Source organism: Steroidobacter sp. (assembly GCF_036402275.1).
Classification (GTDB): Bacteria; Pseudomonadota; Gammaproteobacteria; order Steroidobacterales; family Steroidobacteraceae; genus Steroidobacter.
The window spans coordinates 183,288-206,923 of record NZ_DASWTF010000052.1 but is presented as its reverse complement, the minus strand read 5'-3'; the positions used below and the strand labels follow the sequence as shown (position 1 = coordinate 206,923).

At 61.5% G+C, this 23,636-nt stretch carries 19 protein-coding genes; 6 read left to right on the top strand and 13 right to left on the bottom strand.

From position 1 onward, the window contains the following. The first annotated feature begins 177 nt into the window (after positions 1–177). Entirely contained in the window at positions 178–1,029 is an 852-nt protein-coding gene (locus VGD45_RS31375) for a MurR/RpiR family transcriptional regulator (protein ID WP_331159359.1), read from the top strand. On the opposite strand, the gene VGD45_RS31370 is transcribed toward VGD45_RS31375, so the two are convergent. The 10 genes from VGD45_RS31370 to VGD45_RS31325 are packed head-to-tail and all read right to left on the bottom strand — an operon-like array spanning position 1,010 to position 12,171. Beyond that, on the bottom strand, positions 1,010–2,071 hold the full coding sequence (locus tag VGD45_RS31370) for an AAA family ATPase (protein ID WP_331159358.1): 1,062 nt from the start codon (positions 2,069–2,071) through the stop codon (positions 1,010–1,012). The two genes, VGD45_RS31375 and VGD45_RS31370, sit on opposite strands and share 20 nt — an antisense overlap. Continuing rightward, on the bottom strand, positions 2,068–2,694 hold the full coding sequence (gene pnuC / locus VGD45_RS31365) for a nicotinamide riboside transporter PnuC (protein WP_331159357.1): 627 nt from the start codon (positions 2,692–2,694) through the stop codon (positions 2,068–2,070). The genes VGD45_RS31370 and pnuC overlap by 4 nt, the downstream gene beginning before the upstream one ends. Next, positions 2,691–3,983 carry an AMP-binding protein gene (locus tag VGD45_RS31360; protein ID WP_331159356.1) on the bottom strand — a complete coding sequence of 431 codons (1,293 nt, stop codon included), beginning with the start codon at positions 3,981–3,983 and terminating at the stop codon, positions 2,691–2,693. Before VGD45_RS31360 ends, pnuC begins: the two co-directional genes overlap by 4 nt. Positions 3,984–4,030: 47 nt before the next feature. After that, a complete protein-coding gene (locus tag VGD45_RS31355) occupies positions 4,031–4,615 on the bottom strand; it encodes a hypothetical protein (protein ID WP_331159355.1) in 585 nt (194 codons plus the stop codon). A gap of 2 nt (positions 4,616–4,617) precedes the next feature. Beyond that, positions 4,618–5,586: a radical SAM protein gene (locus VGD45_RS31350; RefSeq protein WP_331159354.1), complete on the bottom strand. Its 969-nt coding sequence runs from the start codon at positions 5,584–5,586 to the stop codon at positions 4,618–4,620. Beyond that, a complete protein-coding gene (locus VGD45_RS31345) occupies positions 5,583–7,379 on the bottom strand; it encodes a hypothetical protein (protein WP_331159353.1) in 1,797 nt (598 codons plus the stop codon). Before VGD45_RS31345 ends, VGD45_RS31350 begins: the two co-directional genes overlap by 4 nt. Before the next feature lie 4 nt (positions 7,380–7,383). Continuing rightward, positions 7,384–8,370 carry a hypothetical protein gene (locus VGD45_RS31340; protein ID WP_331159352.1) on the bottom strand — a complete coding sequence of 329 codons (987 nt, stop codon included), beginning with the start codon at positions 8,368–8,370 and terminating at the stop codon, positions 7,384–7,386. 3 nt (positions 8,371–8,373) lie between these two features. Beyond that, positions 8,374–9,957, bottom strand: coding sequence for an AAA family ATPase (locus VGD45_RS31335; protein ID WP_331159351.1), 1,584 nt, complete (start codon positions 9,955–9,957; stop codon positions 8,374–8,376). A 40-nt stretch (positions 9,958–9,997) separates the two neighbouring features. After that, positions 9,998–11,437, bottom strand: coding sequence for a sensor histidine kinase (locus tag VGD45_RS31330; RefSeq protein ID WP_331159350.1), 1,440 nt, complete (start codon positions 11,435–11,437; stop codon positions 9,998–10,000). Then, positions 11,434–12,171 (bottom strand): response regulator, encoded by a 738-nt coding sequence (locus tag VGD45_RS31325; RefSeq protein WP_331159349.1) that lies wholly within the window; start codon positions 12,169–12,171, stop codon positions 11,434–11,436. Before VGD45_RS31325 ends, VGD45_RS31330 begins: the two co-directional genes overlap by 4 nt. Before the next feature lie 149 nt (positions 12,172–12,320). Here VGD45_RS31325 and VGD45_RS31320 point away from each other — a divergent pair, with 149 nt between their 5' ends. The 5 genes from VGD45_RS31320 to VGD45_RS31300 all read left to right on the top strand — a co-directional run bounded on the left by VGD45_RS31320 (position 12,321) and on the right by VGD45_RS31300 (position 19,536). Beyond that, on the top strand, positions 12,321–13,136 hold the full coding sequence (locus VGD45_RS31320; RefSeq protein ID WP_331159348.1) for a MipA/OmpV family protein: 816 nt from the start codon (positions 12,321–12,323) through the stop codon (positions 13,134–13,136). Positions 13,137–13,140: 4 nt separating this feature from the next. Beyond that, complete coding sequence (locus VGD45_RS31315; RefSeq protein ID WP_331159347.1) at positions 13,141–14,262, top strand: efflux RND transporter periplasmic adaptor subunit; 1,122 nt, start codon at positions 13,141–13,143, stop codon at positions 14,260–14,262. After that, the gene (locus VGD45_RS31310; RefSeq protein WP_331159346.1) at positions 14,259–17,300 is read left to right on the top strand and encodes an efflux RND transporter permease subunit; all 3,042 of its coding nucleotides are present in this window, start codon (positions 14,259–14,261) and stop codon (positions 17,298–17,300) included. Before VGD45_RS31315 ends, VGD45_RS31310 begins: the two co-directional genes overlap by 4 nt. A 142-nt stretch (positions 17,301–17,442) precedes the next feature. Beyond that, a complete protein-coding gene (locus VGD45_RS31305; protein ID WP_331159345.1) occupies positions 17,443–18,717 on the top strand; it encodes a vanadium-dependent haloperoxidase in 1,275 nt (424 codons plus the stop codon). A 225-nt stretch (positions 18,718–18,942) separates the two neighbouring features. Further along, complete coding sequence (locus tag VGD45_RS31300) at positions 18,943–19,536, top strand: transglycosylase SLT domain-containing protein (protein WP_331159344.1); 594 nt, start codon at positions 18,943–18,945, stop codon at positions 19,534–19,536. 4 nt (positions 19,537–19,540) lie between these two features. Here VGD45_RS31300 and VGD45_RS31295 read toward each other — a convergent pair whose 3' ends face one another. From VGD45_RS31295 to VGD45_RS31285, 3 genes are all read right to left on the bottom strand, one after another. Continuing rightward, a complete protein-coding gene (locus tag VGD45_RS31295) occupies positions 19,541–20,194 on the bottom strand; it encodes a trimeric intracellular cation channel family protein (protein WP_331159343.1) in 654 nt (217 codons plus the stop codon). A gap of 160 nt (positions 20,195–20,354) precedes the next feature. After that, positions 20,355–21,071, bottom strand: coding sequence for a hypothetical protein (locus VGD45_RS31290; protein WP_331159342.1), 717 nt, complete (start codon positions 21,069–21,071; stop codon positions 20,355–20,357). A 47-nt stretch (positions 21,072–21,118) separates the two neighbouring features. After that, positions 21,119–23,263, bottom strand: coding sequence for an adenosylcobalamin-dependent ribonucleoside-diphosphate reductase (locus tag VGD45_RS31285; protein WP_331159341.1), 2,145 nt, complete (start codon positions 23,261–23,263; stop codon positions 21,119–21,121). Between the last annotated feature and the right edge of the window lie 373 nt (positions 23,264–23,636).

Below are 23,636 nucleotides of genomic sequence, written 5' to 3'. Positions count from 1 at the left end.
AAAAAAACTCGTGATTACGGAGCCGGGCTGAACAAGATCGTGTATTGAACGTCGTTCACTATATTAATACTCTTTGTGAACGTTGTTCACGGTACGCGGACACTGGTGCGATGTCAAGGCTGCCCATAGAATGTGCATGTGCGACGCAAGAATTTAATAACGAGGCGAGCCGGCGAGGTGTCCGAGACGGACGGCCGTAGGGCCTTGCTCACCTATATCAAAGGCATCCTCGCCTCTCTCAATCCGACAGACCGGTTGATCGCGGACTGTGTGCTGGCCGATCCGGAGAAAGTGATCAGCTCCTCCATCGCGCAGCTCAAGGACGACTGCGGAGCCAGCGTCGGGGCGATCGTCGCGTTCTGTCGGCGCATGGGGCTGAAGGGTTTCGCCGAATTCAAGATCGCGCTGGCGCGCGACCTGGCGCAGACCGGTCTGCCGGCGGGACAAGTTCAGGAGAACGGCTCGCTGCTCGAGAAGGTCTTCCAGGTTCACTCGCAGAGTCTGACGGAGACGCTGCAGATCAATCCCACCTCGCAGTTCGAACGGATCGCGCAGGTGATCGACAAGAGCCGCCGCGTCGAGCTGTTTTCCATCGGGCTCTCGTATCCGGTGGCCCACACCGCCTATTGCAAGTTTCTATTGTTGGGGCTGCAGGCCTCGGCCCACTTCGATTCGCACATCCAGCTGATCGCCGCGACTCAGCTGGAGAAAGGCGATGTCGCCATCGGCATTTCGCTGTCGGGCACGACTCGCGAAACCGTGGAGTGCCTGGAGGTTGCCAAGGCCAAGGGCGCGACCACCATTTGTTTGACCAACGCCGTGAAGTCGCCGATCACTGCGCATGCCGACTACTCTCTGTATGCGACGCCGAGCGAGATCAAGTACTTCCAGGCGCCGCTGGCGTCGCGCGTGACCCAGCTCGCGCTGATCGATGCGTTATTTGTTTTCCTCGCGCTGAAACACAAGACCCGGACCGCGGCCAAGCTGCAGCAGTCGGGCGAAGAACTGATCAAGCGGCGCTTGGAGTAGCACGGCGGCGCAACTCCGCCGCTACTTGCGCGACCCGCGCCTCGACACTGCCGCGCACCTCGATGTAGGGAATACGGCGCTCGCTTAATTGGCGGACATACCATTCGTGTTGTTTCAGACGAAATTCTGGCTCGCGTCGCGTGCCGTCCTGGACGAAATCGAAATCCGGCGCGCATAACACGGTAAGCGCATAGGGACGCTCGGCCAGGGACATCAGCTCGACGGCCGCCTTCCCGAACTGGTCGAGACAATAGAACAAGGTGGTCAAAGGCGAGGTATCGCAAAACAAATACCTACGAGCCCGTTCCGCCAGCGATTGCTCGCGCTCGACTTGCGTTCGAGCGATGAACAGCAGGTCATCGAAGTCCAGGTTACCGCCCCGCTCCACCCACCATTCGCGCCCAAACTCCGGCGCGTGCACCGAGCCATGTTCACGAGCCAGGGCTTCCGTCAGCGTGCTCTTGCCGCTCGATTCGCCGCCCAGGCACACGACGCGCTCGACGAAGGATGCATACACGGATGGATGCAGCCACTCGCGGGCCGCATGCACGTTCGCGCGAATGGAACGACCTGACGTAGGCACGGCGGTCCTCGCCGGATCCACGAGCACATGCCGCACTGGCCTAGCCAATGGGTCGTGACCTTGGAAATATTTGTCGAGATAAGCCGCGAATCCTTCACCGTAGTTTTCGCTGGTGAACACTGCGTCGACTTGCCTGCCCGTCACGCGTCGAAGCACGTCCGCGGTGAAGGCGCGATGCACGTCGTCCGCGTCGTGATTCGGAGGAATCGTTCTTTTCTCGCCCTGGAACCAGTGCACGAGCCGCTCATTGGTGATCACGATGCTAGTCGCTTGCGGATACAGCGTTCGTAGCCACTCCTCACGGCGGTCGGGCTCGCATCCAGGAAATTCCGGATTCGAGTACGACAGGAGCACGATGTGCTCGCATTGGCTCAATGCCGTGTCGATCAGGTACTGGTGGCCTCGATGCAGAGGCGCAAACTTGCCGACCACCAAACCACGTTCGAATGGATAACTCACACTGCACCGGCAGCCTGTGGCGCCTGAAGTCCCTGCTGCTTACCAAGGAGGCTGTGCCAACGTCGGACCGCCACCCATGCATTGATCCAATAGGCGGCATAGAACAGTGCGGTCAGCTGCAAGCCGCGACTGTAATAGAGCGGCACGGCGATCGTGTTGACGATCAGCCAGCACCACCACGTCTCCACGCGCCTGCGCACCAGCAGGAACTGCGCAAGGATGCTGAACGTCAGCACCAGCGAGTCCAGGAACGGTGCGTACGCGTTTGTGAATTTCCGCAGCAATGCCCCATAGGCGATCGCGGCGGCGAGAGCTGCCATGCCCCAATAAATGAGCTCGACACCGGTGCTGCGACTGATCGGAGCAGGCGCCCCCTGATGACCCCGCTGCCAATGCCACCATCCGTGCAGGCTGGTCAGGATGAAAAAGCCTTGCAGGGTCACATCCGCATACAGATTGAAATGAAAGAACAGTCCGCCAAAGATCAGGCAGCCGACGATGCCCGTCCACCACGTGTGCCAGCTGTTTCGGGTGGCCAGCAGGACGGAAATCAGATACATCGAATTGGCCGCCACTTCCCAATTCACGCGCGCCAACCATTCCCAGATCAAGTTCAAATTCACGCTTGAGCTCCCGGCAGCGCCGAGGTGTATTGGATGATCTTACGATCGAATCCTGCGACTCGCCGCACGCGCAACGACGTTTCCGTTCCCAATAGCATCTGCAAGGCGTGCTCCACTTCCGACTCGGCCACGGATGCGCCCACGAAGTCGACAGCGATGTGTCCCGACGCATCCTGATGCACGCTGAACTGCACCAACGGCAGGGGACGCAGCGCATGCGTGATCTCGATGTTGTTCAGCCAGCGGCCATCGTGACGTCGATACTTCACTGGCGGCCGACCCTCGAGACCGATCAGCACAAGATCGCCGCCGCGTCGCTCCAGCGCTGCGTGATCCCCGGTGCGATAGCGCACTAGAGGCAAGCAGAAGTTGAATCCTCCGGTGAGGGTCACCTCACCGCGCTGGCCTGTCGCGACAGGTTGATCGTCGTCGTCGAGAATCTCGATATACATGCGCTGCTGGAGCAGCACGTGCCCGCCTGCTGCTGAATCGAACACCGCGATGGGCCCGGCCTCGTTCATCGAGTAGAGATCGAGCACAGGACAACCATAACGAGCCCGTAAGCGATCGCACAGTGCTGGCATGAGCGTCATGGAAGTGGACAGCAACGCCGCCGGTTGAATCCGCGGATCGATGTCCAGCAGCGCCGCGAATGAAATTGGATCGCCCGCGATCACCTCGGGCTGCATCGCCTCCAGATACTTGGCGCGATCGTCGGGCGAGCGCCAATCGTTCGGATGCAAGTTGATTTTCGCCAGTCCCGAATCGTCCATGGTCGGCGTGATCGAGACGTACGTGAAACAGATCGATTGCACGCCGAGCAGGATGACTCCCACTTGATCGCGGCCGTGCCGGAGCCGCACGCCGAAGCGACGTAACGCACGTTTGTGATAACCAAGATACTGCGCAGCCACCAGCGGATGAGACGCTAACAACAGCGGATGCCCGCTGGTGCCGCTGGTTCTGAAGTTGATGAGACGCTCCACATCCACTTCGTCGGGCACGAAGTACGGCATGTCACGCGCCAGATCCTCGCGGGTCAACGTCGGTAGCTGAGTGAAGGCGCGCGGCATGGCGCCGTAGCGACGATAGAAGGGTGAGGTGGCCAGACACCGTTCGACAAAGGGCTTGACCCATTGCGGCGGCTGGTTGGGATGCCAATCGATCTCTGCCCGGACCGCTTCGTCTTCCAATTGCCGAGCGCGCTCGACTTCTTCCGGCGCCAGGCGATGACCGCTGTGATTACGATAGATCGGCGCGTTCGGATGTTCTCTGAGCAAGGCCAGCATACGCTGGCCATGCTCCGAAAGATGAGGATGGCGGCTATCCTCCGCCATCACTCGCGCGTCCATTTGTTCGCCGACTCTTCCGCCGCCTGCTTGGCTAGCTGCTCGCGAATGGCTCGCGCCCGCTCCTCCGCCTTCTGCGACGCCGCCAGCAGCCTCGCGCGCTCCAGCGAGCTGATGCTGGTGAATCGGTCCTGCGCCTGAGCGACCGTTTCACCGGCGGGACGCAGATCCAGCTTGGACAATGTCAGGCGAGCGAGTTCTTCACGTCGCTCGGGGTCTTCGAACAGCTGCCGCGAGTTCGTGTATGCAGCCAGACGCGCGGCGTCCTCGTTGAGTAACGTCAGTACGTCAGTGAGATGCTGGCGTTCGACGATCAACGCGGCATCGGCGAGCAACCAACTCATCAGCAAAGCGATCGACAAGCGATTGCGATCCGTCTTCACATCGCGCCCTGCCAACACGCTCAGCTGCGCGATGTCGACGATATGCCCTTTGGCAGCGAGCAGGTCGCGCACCACCGCGACCGTATGCACATCGCCTTTGTTTCCGATGCGCGGTTCAGCCATGAAATCCGGCGGCGTGGCCGTAATTCGATGTAGCAGCTGCTGTAGCGGCGGGCCTTCGTTTTTCATGCTCAATCCACGAACTTCTCGAACACCTGGGTACTGGGACAATCGTCGCACCAGCGCGACCGGCGCTGCGCCACCGCCTGCTCGTAGCGTTGGTTCAACGCCAGCAGATCGTCGACGGAACGCAGCTCATCCAGTCGCACAGCGTAGTCCGGCGTTGTGAAACTGCACGGCGCGGCGCGACCGTGCTCATCTATGAATAGAAAGTTCTTGCCCGGGCTGCAGCTGGCAATGCGCAACTGCTCGCCGGATGCGCTTGCGCGAAAGCGCTGCAGGTATTGAACGCCGCCATTGAGTCGGATGCCGCGCACCCGAAGTCGCTCACGTAACACTGGAAGCATGATCGCGAGCGCCTCGACGTGCGCTGGTTGCAGCCGATGCTCGCGATGAAAGTCCGGGCGATCGTTGCCGCCCAACTGATTGAACGTGATCTCGTCGATGTCCCACGACAGCAACTGCTCGCACAACTCGGAGAACAGATGAATGTTCTGCTCCATCAACACAGTATTGATGCGCAATCGTAGTCGTTGCTCGCGATGTTGCGCGTCGGCCCGAAGTTGCGCCACGCCGGCCCGAAGCTGTTCGAAACCGCCGGGCCATTTCCGAATCTGGTCGTGGAAGGACGAGGGTCCATCGACACTCACGGTCAGCTCGGTGAAATGGCCGGCTATCAAAGCGCGCATCGGCGCTGACTTCAGCGCGGTGCCGTTGGTTGTCGCACTGAGCTGCAGACGCAGCTCCTCCGTCAGTACCTTCGACAACGACGCGAGCGGCTTCCAAAGCAGCGGCTCGCCGCCCAGCCAGCTGATCATCACGGCGTTGCCAGTCAGCGTCCGATACTTAGAAAGTACCCCTGCGAATCGCAGCACCGTGGCTGCATCGATCTCGGTGCGACTCAATGGCAGCTCGCGATCGTACGCGCAGTAGCCACAGCCGAGGTTGCACCGAGTCGTGACGCGCCACACGACAATCATGCTGGCGCTCCCGCGCTCGACCGAGCCGGCTCATAGACGCGCTTGGCAAACTCGCGCGCGAACTTCACCAGCTCCTCCCAATCGTCGATGCGATAGATGCTTACATCCAGCTCGTCGCGCGCCCGGATCAGGGTCTCGCGATTCGCGAACGGAAAGTTACCAGTGTCCCATTCCTTCATCAGGTTGAGCACGAACGTCGCTCCACCGGTGGCCTTCGCCAGCGCGGCACGGAACAAGTCCCAACCGGAATTGCCGCGCTCATCGCGATCGAACAATGTGGTGACACCGTCGTCGGAGATGAACAGCAAGTGCGTCGGAGGGATCGGCCGCTGACTTTCGAGATAGGTCTCACGCAACACCGGCAGAGGAAACTGCGTCGCGCCGCCGTAGTAGCTGATCAGCGTACGCATCACCAGGTCGGTATCGCGTACGAAGCCGGGCGTCGACGTGGCCTCGTGTTTACCGCTCCAAACGGTGACTTTCACGCTCGCCCCAGCCCGCAACGCCGACAAACAAAGGATCGCGCCGGCCAGCGTCGGAAAGGACATGAACTGCTGCGGGTTCGGCATGCTGCCCGAACTGTCGATGAACACGTCGAGATTCAGCGGCACGCTGGCCGGCTCGGCGCCTTGTGACAACCCCCAGACGCGCTGGACCGTCGTCATGCCCGGCACGATGCGCGGGCTTTGCAAAATCGTTTGCAGCCAGTCGATGGTGTCGAACGACTCGCCCATCTGCCACGGCTCGATACCTTCAGGCAACGGATCGAGAGCGGCCGGGCGCTTACGGGCCGGAAAGCGAATGAGATGAGGAGCCGCTCTCTCACGGTAGTACGCCACTGCGATGTCGTGATCGCTCAACGTCACACCCGCGGCACGCAGGATCTCCCCATATTCGAAGGGCTGCCGAGTTTGACCACCAGGCATATTACGAGGCGCAAGCGCTGGAGCTGCCTTTGATTCAGCCGGCGTGACCGAGCCACTGCTGTCACCAGTAATCTCAGGATCGCGCGATGGATGGACGAGCGGTTGCGAATCGCCGCTGTCCGCTTCTGCAAGCCCGGCGGGCTGACCTCCCGCGCCTGCCGCTCGAGTGTCATGCCACGCCCGCGCCAGGCTTGGACCCAGCGCATCCTTGGCAAGATACGGCAGCATGAGCATCGCGAACTTTGCCGCGCCCTCGAGCCAGTTGCGGGCATAGTGACGAACGATACGCATCGCGAGCCAGGCATCGCCCTCGGCTTGCTCGCTCAGCGCACTCTCGACCAGCGTGCCCCGCTCCAAGGACCACAGCAACTCGTAAGTTCGCAGATACAGATTCCATAGCGCGCCGGTTTCTTTCTCGCCCTGGTTCACCTTTTTAAAGACTTCGGCCAGGCGCAGGCCGGCGCTTCGTTGCAATCGATCGTTGATGACCAGGTCGGTAAACAGATTGGCGATCATCGGCGCGTGCGCTTCGAGCGTCGGCAACGCCAGTCGAATGCGCGACAGCGACCGAGCGTGATCCGTCAGGTTGGAAGGCGCGAGCACGTGATGTCCGATCTCGTGCGCCAGAATCTCCGTGGCATATCCATCCAGACCGCGCCGTTGAATGTCAGCGAGATTGATCACCACCGACTGATCGGCGAGCCGGATCATCGCGAAACTGTCTGTCAAACCTTCCTGCTTCGCCTCACGATCGTCGAGACACAACCGCGGCGCACGCAACACGACGTGCCGACTCCATGCGGCGAGCGCTTCCGGCCAGGCTTCCGCCCAACGGTCGCGCAGCTGTGTAAGTGACCTGGCGCTCACGAGCTCACTTCAGCGCGACCAGCACGATTTCATGAGAGTGAGCGAAAGTGCACGCGATCGCGCCGACGCTCGCGGCGCTGCTGGTGATGGGCCCAGCGCCGGGAAGATCCAGCATCTTGCCGTCGTGAGCCAGCCGAGTTCCGACGTGCCCGACTTCGTTCGCAGGCTGCGCGCGCCATTCCTCAGCGCTACTACGATGCAGAGTGGCGCCGAACGCGTCGGCCACGAGATACCAGTAATCGTCGGCGCTCTGCACCAGCCAGCCGTTATCCGAGCTCTTCAATAAGGGCGGCCGCAGGAATGAGCCACCGAAGCCGCGAAAGGCGCCCGTTCTGCGCACGATTCGTAGCGGCTCACGGCGATGATGCGCAGGATCGAACCAACGATCTTCCTGCAATCGCTGCAAGGTTGTTTCATATTGGTCGGGTGTGATCTTCAGTACTGCGCAGGCGAGCGCCACCGACAACGATTGCAGCGCCTTGAGCACGCCTTCTCGATAGTGCGCCAGGCCACACTGCCAGGCGAGCACCTGTCCGGCGATGAGCAACTCGTCCGGCGAAGCGCATTGGGGCGCCACATCCGCCAGTGCGCTGATCCATCGAGTCGTATCGGCGGAATCGCTGCTGATCAATTGATGTGCGGCGTTGGTCAGCGCAGGGATCACACGCGCGGGCTGTTCAGCAACATGCGCAGCCGCACGCGGCAACACCTCACGCCAGGTTGCGGGAACCGCCGCAAACCGCCCCGAGTCTACCGAAAGGCGCTGACCCACCAATTGCAACGAGCAGTCGTAAGCAACATTCACCACATCGACAACAGCCTCGGGACTGCACGCATGAACCGCGCGCACCAGCGGATCTACCGCGCCAGCAATGAATCGCAGCACCTCCTCACCATCGAGATGTGGATAGCGTTGCGCGGCGAGCCTGAAGCGCGCGTTGAAGTCCGAGCGTCGGGCCTGTAGCGCCTCGGCGAGAATCGCGCTGATCATTTGCTAACCCGCACGCAGCCAGCGCAAATAATTGGTGTAGCGCTGGTGCAGGTATTTCAGCTTGAGCAGGTCGTCGTAGAGATGCCCGTAGAGCTTCTGACCTTTGATGAGCTCGTTCACGGCGCGCTCGATGCGAACCAGCTGCTGCCGCGTATCGCTCTCGCTCAAACCATCGAGGCCGCGCTCGAAGTGCTGAGTCAGCGCGTGCACGGCATCGTCCTGATCCAGGTTGAGCCGTTCGTATTCGGCGCAGGAAAGATCGAACAAGCGGCGCAACCAACCGACCCGATCGCTGCGGAACATGGCGTTCCCTGCGCTTTCGAAGAAGGGCGCGTCGATATCTGGAATCAACTTGTCGTGCAGCACGAACGGCAGGATCTGCCGGACATCGCTCAGCTCCACCGCAGGATTGCCACGGAAGAAAGCCATTGCCTTCGCATAGAGCAGCAGCGTCATCAGCGCGCGCACAGAAATGCCGTTCTTGGACTGCGCGCCCAGATCTTTCAGCCGATCTTTGCCGGTCTCCAGGGAAGTCAGCATGTGCCATTCGACGCCTGCGAGCCGCGCCGTGTCCTTGGTCTTGTATTCGAACTGCTCGGCGGCGACATCGCAGAACTCGAACTGACTGGTGAAGAACTCGATGCGCCGACGCACTTCCTCGCTCAACTGCACGCGACGGATCATCGCGCCCATGCGATCGATCTGCGCTTCAGTGAACACGATCTCCTTGGGCATGGCTTCCTCGGGGCGAATGCCTTCCTCGATGCGAGTCAGCAGCTGCCCTAGAAAGCGCGGATTGAACGACAGCGCCTGCACGATCACGTCGATACGATCACGCAGCGCTTCGATGACTTGATAGGTGCCGCCGCCCTGTTCGTCGTTCGCCGTCAGAAACCACGCCGAGTCAGGACATTCGTGGATCTGATCCAGCAGCTCCGCATAGTTGTCGCCCATGACCGTGAGCAGCGCGCTCTGAGTACGTGTCGGGATGCGGTTGTACTCATCGACGATCTTCACGCGCATCGACAACCATTTGCGCCAGGCAATACGGATGTCTTCCACCTTCTGGGCGTTGATGAGATCCGCGGGCAAGGGATTTCCGAGCAAGTCCGCGGTCGTCATCTGCGGATGACCATGAAGCATCGCGCGGCGTACGTCTTTCAACGAGTAGCCACCCAACACGCCCATCAGAATCGCGCTCGCGGTCTTGCCCCGGCCCGGTCCGCCGATGAGCAGACACTTGCGGCGTAACGCGAATGTAAGCAACGGCAATAGCACGAAACTGGAATAACTCTGCCCGGTCGGCAGCGTCAGCCGGCTCTTGTGATCGCCGATGGCGAATTCCTGCGGCGGCTCGTCGTTGTATTCGACGTCGTAATGCGGGCTGATGATGGCCGTGTTGACGATCCAGAAATAGGCCTGACGCAGTTTTTCATCCAGCGCCAGTTCCTGGCCCTCGCCGCTGCGCTCGCTGACGGCGACCGGCCCGCGATATAAATCGGCGATGTCGAACGCTCGCCGCGCGGGGGTGACGTGAGGATTGGTGGGCGCCTTGGAGACTCGTTTGAACAGGTCGAACGCGGACATGCCTTTTCCCTGCGGAGGACGCAGGCGAATACTAGCTGCATTACCGGTCCCGACGCATTACCACCTGAGGCTTGGGCAACCGCACGCGCACCAATAAACCCATCGGCCGATTGGCATCCAGCACGATCGAGCCGCCGTGGCCGTGAACCACGTCTCGCGCGATGGATAAACCCAGGCCGACGCCGCCACTTTCCCGGTTGCGCGAGCCTTCCAATCGGCGGAAGGGAGCGAAGGCCAGCTCCACCTGATCGGCCGGGATGCCGGGGCCGCGGTCGGCAATGGTGACCTCGATGGCGTCCTGGTGCTCGATCAACCGCACCCGCGCCTCCTCTCCATATTTGCACGCGTTATCGATCAGATTCGAGAACGCGCGCCGGATCGCGACCGGCTGACACGGCAGCTCCGCATGGTTCGGACCTTCATAAAAGACCTTCCCACCCGCGTCGGCCATCGTGTCGCTGAGGCTGATGAGCAAGGCTGCGATATCCACGCGGCTGTGCGGTTCATGCCGTGCCTCGTTGCTGGCGAAAGCCAGCGACTCACGCAGCATCTGCTCCATTTCGTTGATGTCGTTGAGCACCAGCGCCCGCTGCTGCTCGTCGTTGACGAATTCGGCGAACAGTCGCAAACGCGTCAATGGTGTACGCAGGTCGTGCGAAATCGCGGCCAGCATGTGAGTGCGCTCGTCGACGAAGCGCTTCAAACGTTGCTGCATCTCATTGAAGCTGTCTGCGATGGCGTCGAGCTCGGGCACTTCGGGCTTGCGGACTGGCGTGAGCTCGCGTTCGCGGCCGAGGCGATCAGCGGCGGCAGCGAGGTGTTGCAGCGGACGGACGATCATGCGTGTCGCCAGCAAGGAAAGACTCGCGATCAGAGCCAGGCCTATGACCAGGACGCCGAAGTTGCGCAGGCGTCGCACAGTCGCGAGCTCCCGGCCAGGCTCGGTGACGGCCATCCAGGTACCGTCTTGCAATTGCAACGCAATCTCCATCCAGCCGATGACCATGGCTTGTTCGTTGAAATCGTCGCGAACGACGTCGGCGAGCAATGGCAGCGACTTGATCATCACTGTCGCTCCGCTGGTTGCCTGCGAAGGATCTTGCAGTGGCGACGCGGAGACGACCACCTGGCGCACCGTATCTCCGAGTTTGTTTTCGAGGAGTGTGCGTAGCGATTCCAATGGGGGCGGAGTGTTCGCCTCAGCCACGGCGCCGTCCGCTAACGGCTCAAATGCGATCCACTCCGAATGCAGGGCTGTTAGAACCTCGGCTCGCCGCTCAGGCGGGGTAGCCTGCACGAGACGGACCGCTTCCAAGGTCCGCTCCGCCAGCCACTCGCGGGTATACAGTCCGATGCGCGGCGGAGGAATGAACCGGACCATGACTATGTCCTTCATCACCTCCGTCGCAATCAGCGCCAGCACGATGACGATGCCGAAGCGCGGAGTCAGCCCGACCCGCGACCACAATCGACGCATCATGAGCCCCGCTCCGGCAACTCGACGGTCACATCGGCAGTAAAGATGTAGCCCTCGCTACGCACCGTCTTGATCAGCTGAGGCTCGGCGGGATCCAGTTCGATCTTCCGTCGCAACCGGCTGATCTGCACGTCGACGCTGCGATCGAACGCTTGATTGGTCCGGCCGCGCGCCAGGTCCAGCAGTCGATCCCGATGCAGGATCTGTTGAGGATATTCGACGAACGCCAGCAGCAGATCGAACTCGCCGCTGGTGAGATCGACCAGCACGTTGTCCTTGGTCCGCAGCGTGCGTCGGCGGGGATCCAACGTCCATCCCAAAAACGTGTAGGTCGCGTGCTCGCGAGACATCGACTGCGCGCCACCGATACGACGCATGACTGCGCGAATTCTCGCCAGCAACTCGCGAGGGTCGAACGGTTTGGCGACATAGTCGTCGGCGCCCAGCTCCAGCCCGGCGATGCGATCGGCCGCTTCGTTGATCGCGGTCAGCAAGATGACCGGCACGGTGCTATCCAGCCGCAGCCGACGGCAGAGCGAAAAACCATCCTCACCGGGCAGCATTACGTCGAGCACGACCACGTCGATGCGCGTGCTCTTGAGCAAGGCAAACATCCGCTTGCCATCGGGCGCTTCGTAAACCGTCAGGCCACGCTCGGTCAGGAACTGCCCGAGCATGCCGCGAATCCGTTGATCGTCATCGACGAGCAACACATTGGAGCTGTTTGGCGACACCATGGCCGCACGTTACCTCACCCGACCCGCCCTGTCCGGCGCTTGAAATAAAACGTAACACTTCGAAGCCGGCCTGCAATCGCCCCAGCCACGCGGCGACCTACAGTGACCGCCACGGCGCTCCCGCCGCCACACAGCAACGGAAGATTTGCATGAACCGCTCCAATGGCAGCGCGGCCGCGATCCTTGCGGCCTCTCTCCTTTCCTTCGCCACGACCGCAGCCTCGCAATCCAGGGAGGAGCAGCAAGACAAAGACGAGATCTGGTCGGTCAGCCTGGGGGCCGGCGCCATTTACCATCCGGATTACGAAGGCTCCGACGACTACGAGGTCGACGGCCTGCCGATGCTCGGTATCAGCTATCGCGATTTCATCGTGTTACGCGGGCCGTCGCTGAAGATCGACGTGATCGAACTAAGCGACTCGACGCTCGCGGACAATCTCAGTTTCGGCCCAATGGTGAAGGTCGACATGGGCCGCGAGGCTGACGACAACCCGATCCTGCGCAACCTTGGCGATATCGACCGGGGCGCGCTGGCAGGAGTCTTCGTCAATTACGAGATCGGCGCCGTCGAGCTCGAGTTGGAGGTGGCGCAGGACGCGACCAGCCGACACGAAGGGTTGATTGCCGAGATCAAGGCCGGCTACGGATTGATGCTCACGAAGCGCTTGCTCGCTCAGCTCCAAGTGTCGACCACGTGGAGCAACGAGGACTACACGCAAGCGTACTTCGGCATCACACCGGCACAAGCGCAGGCGAGCGGCTTACGCGAATTCACTGCGGAGAGCGGCATCAAGGACGCCGGCGCATCGATGATGTTGCATTACATGCTGAGCGAGCATTGGCGTGTGACAGGTCGGCTGGCTTATCGACGCCTGCTGGGCGATGCAGCTGACAGCCCTCTCGTCGAGGATGAGGGATCGCAGAACCAGGCCAGCGCGGCGGTCTTCGTGAGCTACGAGTTCTGAAGTCATGCGCGTACGTTCCGCTGTCTGGTTTGGCGCGGCATCGATGCTGGTCGCCGCAATCGTTGCTTTTGCTTCCATTGGCGTCGACCAGACGGACGATCCGGAAGCGACAGGCGAGCAGACCGTGCTCACTGTGCAAACGACGATGCCGCAGCTGAGAGAATGGCGGGACGAAGTCGTCGCTCACGGCAGCATCGTTGCCTGGCACGAAGCCACGATCGGTGCCGAGCTCGGTGGCCTGCGCCTCATCGACGTTCGCGTGGACGTGGGCAGTCGCGTCGTCGCCGGCGATTTGTTAGCTCGCTTCGACCCGGCGCCGATCGAAGCGGAGCTCAACGAAAGAAAGGCCGCTCTCGCCGAGGCGGAAGCAGCGCTCACCGAGGCGGACGAAAACGCCGCGCGCGCTGAATCGTTGCGTAACACGGGCGCACTCAGTGGCCAAGCGGTGACTCAATATTTGACGCGCGCGCAGACGGCACGCGCGCAAGTCGACTCGGCACGTGCGCGAGTTGAATCGACTCGACTGCGCCTGCGCCAGACACGAGTTCTCGCACCCGATGCCGGCGTGATCTCCGCTCGTAGCGCCACGCTGGGAAGTGTTGCCGGCGCGGGTGACGAATTGTTCCGACTGGTGCGCCAGAATCGGTTGGAGTGGCAGGCGCAGGTCGCAGCGGCGGACCTGCCGAGAATCCAGCCCGGGCAGATGGCCAAGGCCATGCTTCCCGACGGCTCGATCATCGAAGGAACCGTCCGCCAGGTCGCACCGCTGTTGACTCAAAACCTCACAGCGATTGCTTACGTCGCGTTGTCGCCGGATGTGAAGCCTGCTCCACGAGCGGGCATGTTCGTCAGCGGTGCAATCCTCACGGGTGCGTCGAGCGGCCTCTCGCTTCCCAGTAGCAGCATCGTCGTTCGTGATGGCCGTGAGTATGCATTCGTGCTCGATCGCGACTCGGTCGCCACGCAGGTGCAACTCCGCACCGGCCGCCGAATCGGCGAGCAAGTCGAAGTGCTCGACGGAGTGACTTCCGCACAGTCCGTCGTCCTCAGCGGCGGCGGCTTTCTTCATGACGGCGATCGCGTACGTGTGGTTACCGCGGCCGAACAGCAAGCAGCAACGCGATGAGCTTCGCAACCTGGTCGATCCGGCGGCCCATTCCGGTCATCGTCGGTTTTACGATTGCGGCGCTCGTCGGCGTGTTCGCCTTCGCGCGCCTGCCCATCCAAGACATGCCGGACATCATCATGCCGGCCGTGACCGTCACCGCGCAGCTCGAGTCCGCCGCGCCTTCTCAGCTCGAAACGGAAGTGACGCGTAAGATCGAGGACGCGGTCGCGAGCGTCACGGACGTTCGGCATATCACCTCCGTCATCCGCACCGGCAGTTCCGTCACGACGATCGAGTTCGAACTGAACAAAGATTCGAGCGACGCCGTCGATGAAGTGCGAGACGCCATCGCACGTGTACGTAGCGATCTGCCTCAAGACCTGCGCGAACCGATCATTGAGAAGATGACGACCGCCGGGACCATTCGAACCTACTCGGTGCACGCCGAAGGCATGGACGAAGAAAGGCTGTCCTGGTTCGTCGACAACGTCGTCGCACGGCGCTTGATGGGAGTTGCCGGCATCGGCGCCGTACAACGCGTTGGCGGCGTGGATCGAGAGATTCACATCGATCTCGATCCAGCGCAGCTGGCGGCGTTCAACGTCACCGCGGCGGATGTATCGCGCGCATTACGACGAGTACAGCAAGAAGCGTCAGGCGGCATCGCGCGGGTCGGCTCGATGCGTCAATCGGTGCGCACCGTCGGCACGCTGTCGAACATCGGCGACTTGCAGAACCTCGAGCTGGCGTTGAGCGGCAACCAAGCGGTTCGGCTGAACCGCATCGCCGAGGTGAAGGATACGTTTCGCGAGCGCACTCAGTTGGCCCTGCTCGACGGTCGGCCGGTCGTCGCGTTTCAAATCATTCGGGCGCGGGGCGCGAGCGAAGTGAGTGTCGCGCGGGAGGCGGACGAGGCGCTCGAAGAGATCCGGCAGGCGAACCGCGGCGTCGAGATCGAACTGGTCGAAGACAACGTCGCCGTCGTGGAAGAACAATACGACGGCTCCATGCAGATGCTCATCGAGGGCGCACTGCTCGCGATGCTCGTGGTTGCGCTGTTCCTGCGCAACTGGTCCGCTACTTGGATCGCTGCAATGGCGTTGCCGCTGTCGGTGTTGCCCGCGTTCGCGGCCATGTACTGGATGGGCTTCACGCTCAACACTGTGACGTTTCTGGCGTTGGCGCTGGTCATCGGGGTGCTGGTCGACGACGCGATCGTGGAGGTCGAGAACATCGAGCGCCATTTACGCCCGGGCGTCTCCATCGAGCAGGCAGCGATGACGGCGGTGACTGAGATTGGCCTCGCGGTGATCGCGACCACGCTGACGTTGGTCGCTGTGTTTCTACCCACTGCTTTCATGGGTGGCATCGCAGGGAAGTTCTTCTTGCAGTTCGGCTGGACTGCCACGGCGGCAGTGCTCGCATCGCTGGCGGTCGCACGTCTGCTGACGCCAATGCTGGCCGCGCGGTACCTCAAGGCTGCGCCGGCCGCCCATGATCGCAACGGCCGCTGGCTGCAGCGCTATCTGGATCTGGTGGCGTACAGCCTTCAGTATCGACGACGCTCGTTACTCGTTGCCTTTGCGTTGTTCTGCGGTTCGCTCGCGCTGATTCCTCTGCTCCCCGGCAACTTCCTGCCTCCCAGCGATCGCGGCCAGACACAGATAGCCATGGAGCTGCCGCCGGGAACGAAATTGGAACAGGCTCTCGATCTGGCGCTGCAGGTCACACAAGCGGCGCGCACGTTGCCGCAGGTCGATCGCGTATTCGCTTCGATCGGCTCGCAGAACAACGACGGGCCAGCCGAGCGATCCAGTGTCGCCGACATGCGCAGAACGACCTTCAGTGTGAGGCTGGTGCCGCGCGACGAGCGTGAAGAGTCGCAGATGGAAGTCGAAGGTCTCTTGCGTGAAGCATTGGCCGGGATTCCTGGCGGGCGCTTCACCGTTCGCGGTGAGGACTCAGGCGATCGGCTCGAGTTCGCACTGGCGAGCGCCGATGGCGAGCTGCTTGAAACAACTGCGCTGCGCATCGAGCGCGACTTGCGAGCACTGCCCGGGCTGGTCAATGTTCGCTCCACTGCCAGCCTGCAGCAGCCGCAAGTGATTGTGACTCCCGCGTTCGCCCGGGCTGCCCAGCTAGGCGTCGACGCCGAAAGCATCGGCGAGACGCTGCGCGTCGCGTCCGGTGGGGACTTCGCCTGGTCGCTCGCCAAGTTCACATTGCCCGAACGTCAGCTCAACCTGCGCGTGCAGTTGCCGGAGGCTTTCAGCACCGATCTGCGTGCGTTGGCTGCACTTCATGTTCCGGGCGAGCGTGGCGTGGTTCCATTGGCCAGCGTTGCCGAGCTCGCCCTGCGCAGCGGCCCGGACGAGATCCATCGTTTCGACCGTCAGCGCAGCGTGAACATCGAGGCCGAGTTGCACGGGGTCGCGATGGCGCAAGTCATGAGCGACATCGAACAACTGCCTTCCGTGAAAACACTACCCGCCGCAGTTCACAAGCTCGACACAGGCGATGCCGAACGAATGGCGGAGATCCTGGGAGGCTTCGGCTTCGCCATCCTCACCGGCATCGTTTGTATCTATCTGATCCTGGTGGTGCTGTTTCATGACTTCCTGCAGCCGGTCACGATTCTGTCGGCGCTTCCGTTTGCGCTCGGTGGCGCATTCGCGGCCTTGCTGATTACGGGCCATGGGTTTTCACTCCCTTCGCTGCTGGGGCTGCTGATGCTCATGGGCGTGGTGACCAAGAACTCGATTCTGCTGGTCGATTACACACTCACGGCTATGCGTCGCGATCGTCTGTCGCGCACCGAGGCGCTTCTCGTCGCCTGTCGCTTACGTGCACGACCGATATTGATGACGACGCTGGCGATGGCGGCGGGAATGTTGCCGGTGGCGATCGGCTTCGGAGATCTCGGCTTCAGAGCGCCGATGGCGGTTGCCGTGATCGGCGGTCTCATCACATCGACACTGCTCAGCCTGTTGCTGGTGCCAGTGGTCTTCAGTTACGTGGACGACTTCAACAAGAGATTCTCAACAATGAGACTGTGATACGCCGCACAAGCAGAGGCCCTTGACGCGCCCGCACGCCAAGCGCCTACTTTCGTTTCCTTCCTCGATCTAACGATCCGCCCTCATCCGCACGCCGCCCCGCCTGCGGCGGCACGCGTCATCCGAGCGGAAGGAGACTGTCATGAAATACATATATCTGGCCAGGGCAGTACTCATCGTCGCTCTCGTCTGTGTTTTGCCGATGAACGCCCGCGCGCAACGGGACAGCGCGGAAATCGTCATCGAATGGAACGAACTGCTTAGACAGAACTTGCCGCCGACGGCGGCTCTGGCTGGAGTTCGCTATTACGCGATGCTCCATGTCGCGATGTTTGACGCCGTGAACGTCATCGAGCGCGAGTACACACCCTACAGAGTCCGCTTGAACGTTCCATCCGGTGCATCGACGACCGCTGCCGCTGCACAGGCGGCGCATGATGTGCTCGTCGCGCTCATTCCCGCCAGCCAGGCCACCTTCGATTCGGCCCTCGCCGGGAATCTCGCCGACATTCCTCCGGGACTCGCGCGCCTCGGATCAAACGTCGGAGCGAGGGTCGCCAGGCAAGTTATCAATTGGCGCGCGAACGACGGCTGGTCGGCCATGCCGCCGCCTTATGAGCTGCCGCTGCTGCCAGGGTTGTGGCAACCGACGCCGCCGACACTGGCGACAGCCACGTTCACACATTTAATGAACGTGACGCCGTTCGGCGTCATCACGAGCACACAGTACCTGCCCGGCCCGCCGCCAACGCTGACGAGCGAGCAATACACGGCTGATTTCAACGAAGTGAAAGAGCTCGGCTCGGCAACGAGCGCGACTCGCACCGAGGAGCAGACGCTCCTCGCGCGCCTGTTTGCCGGGATCGGTTATGGGCTGTCGCCATTCGCGCTGTGGAGTAACGTCGCGCGCGAAGTGGTGCGTTCGGAGGAGCTCTCGTTGATCGACGCGGCCCGCCTGTTCGCATTCGTGGCGGTCTCGATGCATGACGGCCTGCAAACAGCGCACACTGCCAAGTTCGTCTATGGTTTGTGGCGGCCGGTGACTGCGATTCAGCGCGCCGAAGAAGATCTCAATCCGAACACCGCGCCGGACGGAACGTGGACTTCGTTGATTCCCAATCCGCCCTATCCGGCTTATCCCGGAAACATGTCATGCGTGTCCGCAAGCGCCGCCCGCGCGGTAGCGAACGTGCTCGGCACGGACGACTTTTCATTCAGCATCACCTGGCCCGGCGTGGCGCCCAACGTGGACGTGACCAGGGAGTACGAAAGCTTCTCGCAGCTCGCCGACGATATGGCGCGCAGTCGGGTGTATGGTGGAATTCACTTTGAGTTCGACACGCGTGCCAGCCAGGCGAACTGCCCCAGGATCGCCGACTTCATATTCTCCCGGCGCATGCGGCCGCTCGACGACTAGCAACAAACGTCGCAGCCGATGGCAATGGCCGGTTCCGGACAGGAACCGGCCATTGCCGGCCCGGGCTGCCCGCAACCTTTATTGTCTGCCACACGGTTTCCGGGCAGCATCGCCCTCGATTCATTACTCGAACGAATTCCCGTGGCACGGGGCGAATCACAGCTTCCGCAATAAGTGACGGCCCCGCTGGCTCGATGTCGTGGTTCCGAACTCGTAGGAACACCCATGAATCGCATCGTCATCTTGCTGCTCCTCATCGCGCCAATCATGGTTCTGGCCGAGAGCGATTACGCGGCCTGGGCGGAAGCCAATCCGGACGGGGCCTGGACGGCAATCGCTGAGAAGGCCGTTGCTGCCTCCCGCTTGCCGACCGTGGTGCCGTCGGATATCGCGAAGTTTTGCCCGAATTACCCGACGCTGCGCACGGCCGACCGCTCGAAATTCTGGGTAGGGCTGCTCTCGGCCATGGCTCGCCCGGAAAGCGACTTTCAGCCCGACAAGACCTACCAGGAAAGCTTCAAGGACCGCAGAGGCGACTGGGTGATCAGCCGTGGCCTCTTGCAACTGTCGCAGGAGAGCGCGAATGGCTATGGATGTAAGATCAAGAACGCCAAAGACCTGCACGATCCATCGGTCAACATTCCCTGCTCCATCCGAATACTCGATCGTTGGGTCGATAAGGATGGTGTGATTGCGAGCTACAAACTGGACCTCGATGTCCGCGGCGGCGGAAGGTACTGGTCGGTGCTACGGGAATCCGCGAACTTCCTGCCTGAGATAGCCGCCTTTACTCAGAGCCTGGCATTCTGCAAGGTGTGAATGCTTACGACGACGCCCGATCGTTCTTCGCCGGCGATTTACGGGGTGGGTCTTGAAACGCTTTTGGCAAATGCCACCCCCGGCGAATCGCCATGACTCGTAATCCGAAACAGAGCCCTGCTCCAACCAGAGCTGCCGGCAATGGCGGCGCGCCGATCAAATCGCCAATCACAACCACCGCCGCGCCACTGAGCGCAGCCACTGCATACAAATCGGAGCGCAAGACCGTGGGAATCTGCGCCAACAACACATCCCTCACGACACCGCCACCGATGCCAGTCAGCATGCCGAGGAGCGCCGCCATCACCGCACTCAACTCGTAAGCCAGCGCCTTCTGCGCGCCCGCGACTGCAAACAGCGCAAGCCCCGCGGCATCAAACATCCGCACCGGATTCGCCATCCGCTCGATCGCCACGTGCCACCTGAACGCGACGATGCCCGCCAGCACCGATGTCGCGACATATCGCCAGTCGCTAATCGCCGCCGGCGGCGTCGCGCCGATCAGCAAATCTCGCGCAATGCCACCCGCGCACGCGGCTGCGAACGCCAGCACGAGGATGCCGAAGAGATCGAGCTGCCTCCTCGCCCCCGCCGTTGCGCCCGCAAGCGCGAATACGAATGTGCCGGCGAGGTCGAGAATGAGCACGAGCGCGCGCATGGCGGCATTTATTGCTTATAGGCGGTAAATTGCATTTATTGGTTATAGCCGATAATCCGCGCCGCCGCGCCATCCCTAAATAAAAACGCCCCGCTGGACGGCGGGGCGTGAGGTGGTCGGCACGGGTTAGTCCCCAAGGCCGTCAAACGGAACTATAGCGTCATCCGCACTTCGAGTCGCCGCAATTCAAGCAGGTCATGCAGCCGTCCATCAGCACGACGGCGGTCGTGCTGCATTTGGCGCACAGCTGCGCGCCTTCGGGAAAGTGGCTCTTGGCGAAGGCGTCGACCTGTTTGTTACGCGCCTCGTACTCGGCCTTCTTTTCCTCGATGAGCTTCTTGCGCTCCTCTTCCATCTCCGGCTTCTTCAGCAGGCCGATGGTCTGCAAGTGCTTCTCGATGACGTAGCCCAGCTCGGCGATGATGGACGGCATGAACTTGCCGCCGCTCTGCCAGTAGCCGCCGCGAGGATCGAACACGGCCTTGAGCTCGTCGACCAGGAAGGTCACGTCGCCGCCCTTGCGGAACACGGCCGAGATGATTCGCGTCAATGCCACGATCCACTGGAAGTGATCCAGGTTCTTGGAGTTGATGAAGATCTCGAACGGCCGGCGCTGCTCGTGGCGGGTGCCTTCGTTCAGGATGATGTCGTTGATGGTCACGTACATGGCGTGATCCGACACGGGCGTCTTGATCTTGTAGGTCGAGCCGATCAGAACCTCGGGACGCTCGACTTTTTCGTGCATCCAGACGACGTTCGATTCTTCCTTGCGTTCCTTGGCCTGCGCGGCTTCGGCGGCGGCTTTTTCAGCCGCGGCCTTGTCCTCGGGCTTCTCGACCCGGTACTTGACGATCTTCTTGTCGATTTTGGCGGTCATGTCTTTAACCTGTTTCTCAAGCGCGGCGGCGCGCCGCCCGCGACTTGTCAGAACTTTCCGTAATAACCTTCTTTGAGCGCGTCGAAGAGATTCGCGGCGGTGTGCTTCTCGCCGTCGTATTCGATCTCCTCGTCGCCGCGCACCTTCATTTCCGTGCCGTCTTCCAGCGTGAACACGTAAGTGGTGTTCTTCAGGTCTTCTTCCTTGACCAGCACGCCCTGGAACGCCTCGGGGTTGAAGCGGAAGGTGGTGCAGCCTTTCAGGCCCTGCTCGTGGGCATACAGGTAGATGTTCTTGAAGTCCTCGTACGGATAATCCGTCGGCACGTTGGCCGTCTTGGAGATCGAGGAGTCGATCCACAGCTGCGACGCCGCCTGGATGTCCACGTGTTCCTTCGGCGTGATGTTGTCCGCCGTCGTGAAGTAGTCGGGCAGCTTCTCGGCCGGGTTGGTGGAGTTCGGCATGGCGCGCGGATTGATCAGCTCGCGATAGGCCAGCAGCTCGAAGGAGAACACGTCGATCTTCTCCTTGCTCTTCTTGCCTTCACGGATGACATTCCGGAAATAGTGGTGCGCAAAGGACGGCTCGATGCCATTTGAAGCGTTATTCGCAAGCGACAGCGAAATGGTGCCAGTCGGCGCGATCGAGCTGTGATGGGTGAAGCGCGCGCCGACTTCGGCGAGCTCGTCCACCAGCTCCGGCGCGGCCTCGGCGACGCGCTGCATGTAGCGGCTGTACTTCGCATGCAGAGTGCGGCCGTGAATCTTCTGACCGACGCGCCAGCCGTCCTTCACCATTTCGGGACGCTTGCGAAGCATTTCCTGAGTGACTTCGAACTCTTCGAGCATGATGGGCGCCGGGCCCTTTTCACGCGCGAGCTCGAGGCCCGCTTCCCAGCCCGCCAGCGCCATTTCGCGCGACACGTTCTGAGTGAATGCGACGGACTTTTTCGAACCGTACTTCATGCATTGCATGGTGATGGCCGAGCCGAGCCCCAGAAAGCCCATGCCGTGGCGGCGCTTGCGAGTGATCTCGTCGCGCTGCTGACCAAGCGGCAGGCCGTTGATCTCGACCACGTTGTCGAGCATGCGCGTGAACACTTTCACGACCTTGCGGAATTCTTCCCAATCGAAGCGCGCGTCTTCGGTGAACGGATCCAGCACGAAGCGCGTCAGGTTCACGGAGCCCAGCAGGCACGAGCCATACGGCGGCAGGGGCTGCTCGCCGCAAGGATTGGTCGCGCGAATGTTTTCGCACCACCAGTTGTTGTTCATTTCGTTGACGCGATCGATCAGCACGAAGCCCGGCTCGGCGAAATCGTAGGTGGACGACATGATCACGTCCCACATGCGCTTGGCCGGCAGCGTCTTATAGATCTTGCAGCAGACCAGGCCCGAGTCGTTGACCACGTAGCCATCCTTGGTCGGCCACTCGCGCCACACGTAGTTCGAGCGATCCTGCAGGTTCTCCGCACCGGTCAGTTCGCGCTGGCTCACCGGGAAGGCCAACTGCCAGTCCTGATCCTTCTTCACGGCCTGCATGAACTCGTCGGTGATCAGCAGCGACAGGTTGAACTGCCGCAGGCGACCGGCTTCGCGCTTGGCGCGGATGAAATCCATTGCGTCGGGATGACCGATATCGAATGTGCCCATCTGCGCGCCGCGCCGGCCGCCGGCCGAAGAGACGGTGAAACACATCTTGTCGTAGATATCCATGAACGACAGGGGGCCAGACGTGTACGCGCCCGCGCCGGAGACATACGCCCCCTTGGGGCGCATGGTCGAGAATTCGTAACCGATGCCGCAGCCGGCCTTCAGCGTCAGGCCCGCTTCGTGGACCTTCGCGAGAATGTCATCCATCGAGTCCAGAATCGTGCCGGACACGGTGCAGTTGATAGTCGAGGTCGCGGGCTTGTGTTCCTGAGCGCCGGCGTTCGAGGTCACTCGGCCAGCGGGAATCGAGCCCTTGCGCAGGGCCCAGAGGAACTGTTCGTACCACTGGTCGCGCACTTCCTCTTTTTCCACGTCCGCGAGCGCGCGGGCGACACGTTTATAGGTGTCGTCCATGGTGCGGTCGATGGGCGAGCCATCTTTCGCGGTCAGTCGATATTTTTTGTCCCAGATATCCAGCGAGGCTTCCTGGAACGGAATGCTGTTGACATCCATGGGCTCAAGTTTGATTGCGGTCTTCATGCCGGCAAAGAACTCCGGATTGCGAGCGGGTACGACAATGTCCCCAACTGACGTCCCAAAACTCCCACCGGTTCGAGCCCCTTCAAGCCCTGGCCGGTAGTCCATCTGACCCTTGCAGTTATCCCGCTCGGTCATATTTTTTCTTTCCGGAGCGAGACACTACATATTGTGTCAGAGGCACAAGCCTAGACCCGCATCATGAAGCCGTCAAGAAACCCTCCTTCGAAAAATAGACTCTAAAACCCATTGCGTAACAGTGGGTTGCGAGCTTTCGCAGGTGGATTTCGGCGCTGCCGAAAAGAGGCCACCAGTATCTACGCTGCTGCGACAAACCACAACATCTTGTGTCCACCCTCGATCAACGGTATGCGCA

Bases quoted from the DNA above. Each gene is read 5' to 3' on its own strand.
- VGD45_RS31350 (WP_331159354.1), bottom strand. From the start codon at position 5,586: ATGATTGTCGTGTGGCGCGTCACGACTCGGTGCAACCTCGGCTGTGGC.
- VGD45_RS31295 (WP_331159343.1), bottom strand. From the start codon at position 20,194: ATGCGCGCGCTCGTGCTCATTCTCGACCTCGCCGGCACATTCGTATTC.
- VGD45_RS31305 (WP_331159345.1), top strand. From the start codon at position 17,443: ATGAAATACATATATCTGGCCAGGGCAGTACTCATCGTCGCTCTCGTC.
- VGD45_RS31320 (WP_331159348.1), top strand. From the start codon at position 12,321: ATGAACCGCTCCAATGGCAGCGCGGCCGCGATCCTTGCGGCCTCTCTC.
- VGD45_RS31335 (WP_331159351.1), bottom strand. From the start codon at position 9,957: ATGTCCGCGTTCGACCTGTTCAAACGAGTCTCCAAGGCGCCCACCAAT.
- VGD45_RS31315 (WP_331159347.1), top strand. From the start codon at position 13,141: ATGCGCGTACGTTCCGCTGTCTGGTTTGGCGCGGCATCGATGCTGGTC.
- VGD45_RS31340 (WP_331159352.1), bottom strand. From the start codon at position 8,370: ATGATCAGCGCGATTCTCGCCGAGGCGCTACAGGCCCGACGCTCGGAC.
- VGD45_RS31360 (WP_331159356.1), bottom strand. From the start codon at position 3,983: ATGCTGGCCTTGCTCAGAGAACATCCGAACGCGCCGATCTATCGTAAT.
- VGD45_RS31325 (WP_331159349.1), bottom strand. From the start codon at position 12,171: ATGGTGTCGCCAAACAGCTCCAATGTGTTGCTCGTCGATGACGATCAA.
- VGD45_RS31330 (WP_331159350.1), bottom strand. From the start codon at position 11,437: ATGATGCGTCGATTGTGGTCGCGGGTCGGGCTGACTCCGCGCTTCGGC.
- VGD45_RS31290 (WP_331159342.1), bottom strand. From the start codon at position 21,071: ATGACCGCCAAAATCGACAAGAAGATCGTCAAGTACCGGGTCGAGAAG.
- VGD45_RS31310 (WP_331159346.1), top strand. From the start codon at position 14,259: ATGAGCTTCGCAACCTGGTCGATCCGGCGGCCCATTCCGGTCATCGTC.
- VGD45_RS31300 (WP_331159344.1), top strand. From the start codon at position 18,943: ATGAATCGCATCGTCATCTTGCTGCTCCTCATCGCGCCAATCATGGTT.
- VGD45_RS31285 (WP_331159341.1), bottom strand. From the start codon at position 23,263: ATGAAGACCGCAATCAAACTTGAGCCCATGGATGTCAACAGCATTCCG.
- VGD45_RS31355 (WP_331159355.1), bottom strand. From the start codon at position 4,615: ATGAAAAACGAAGGCCCGCCGCTACAGCAGCTGCTACATCGAATTACG.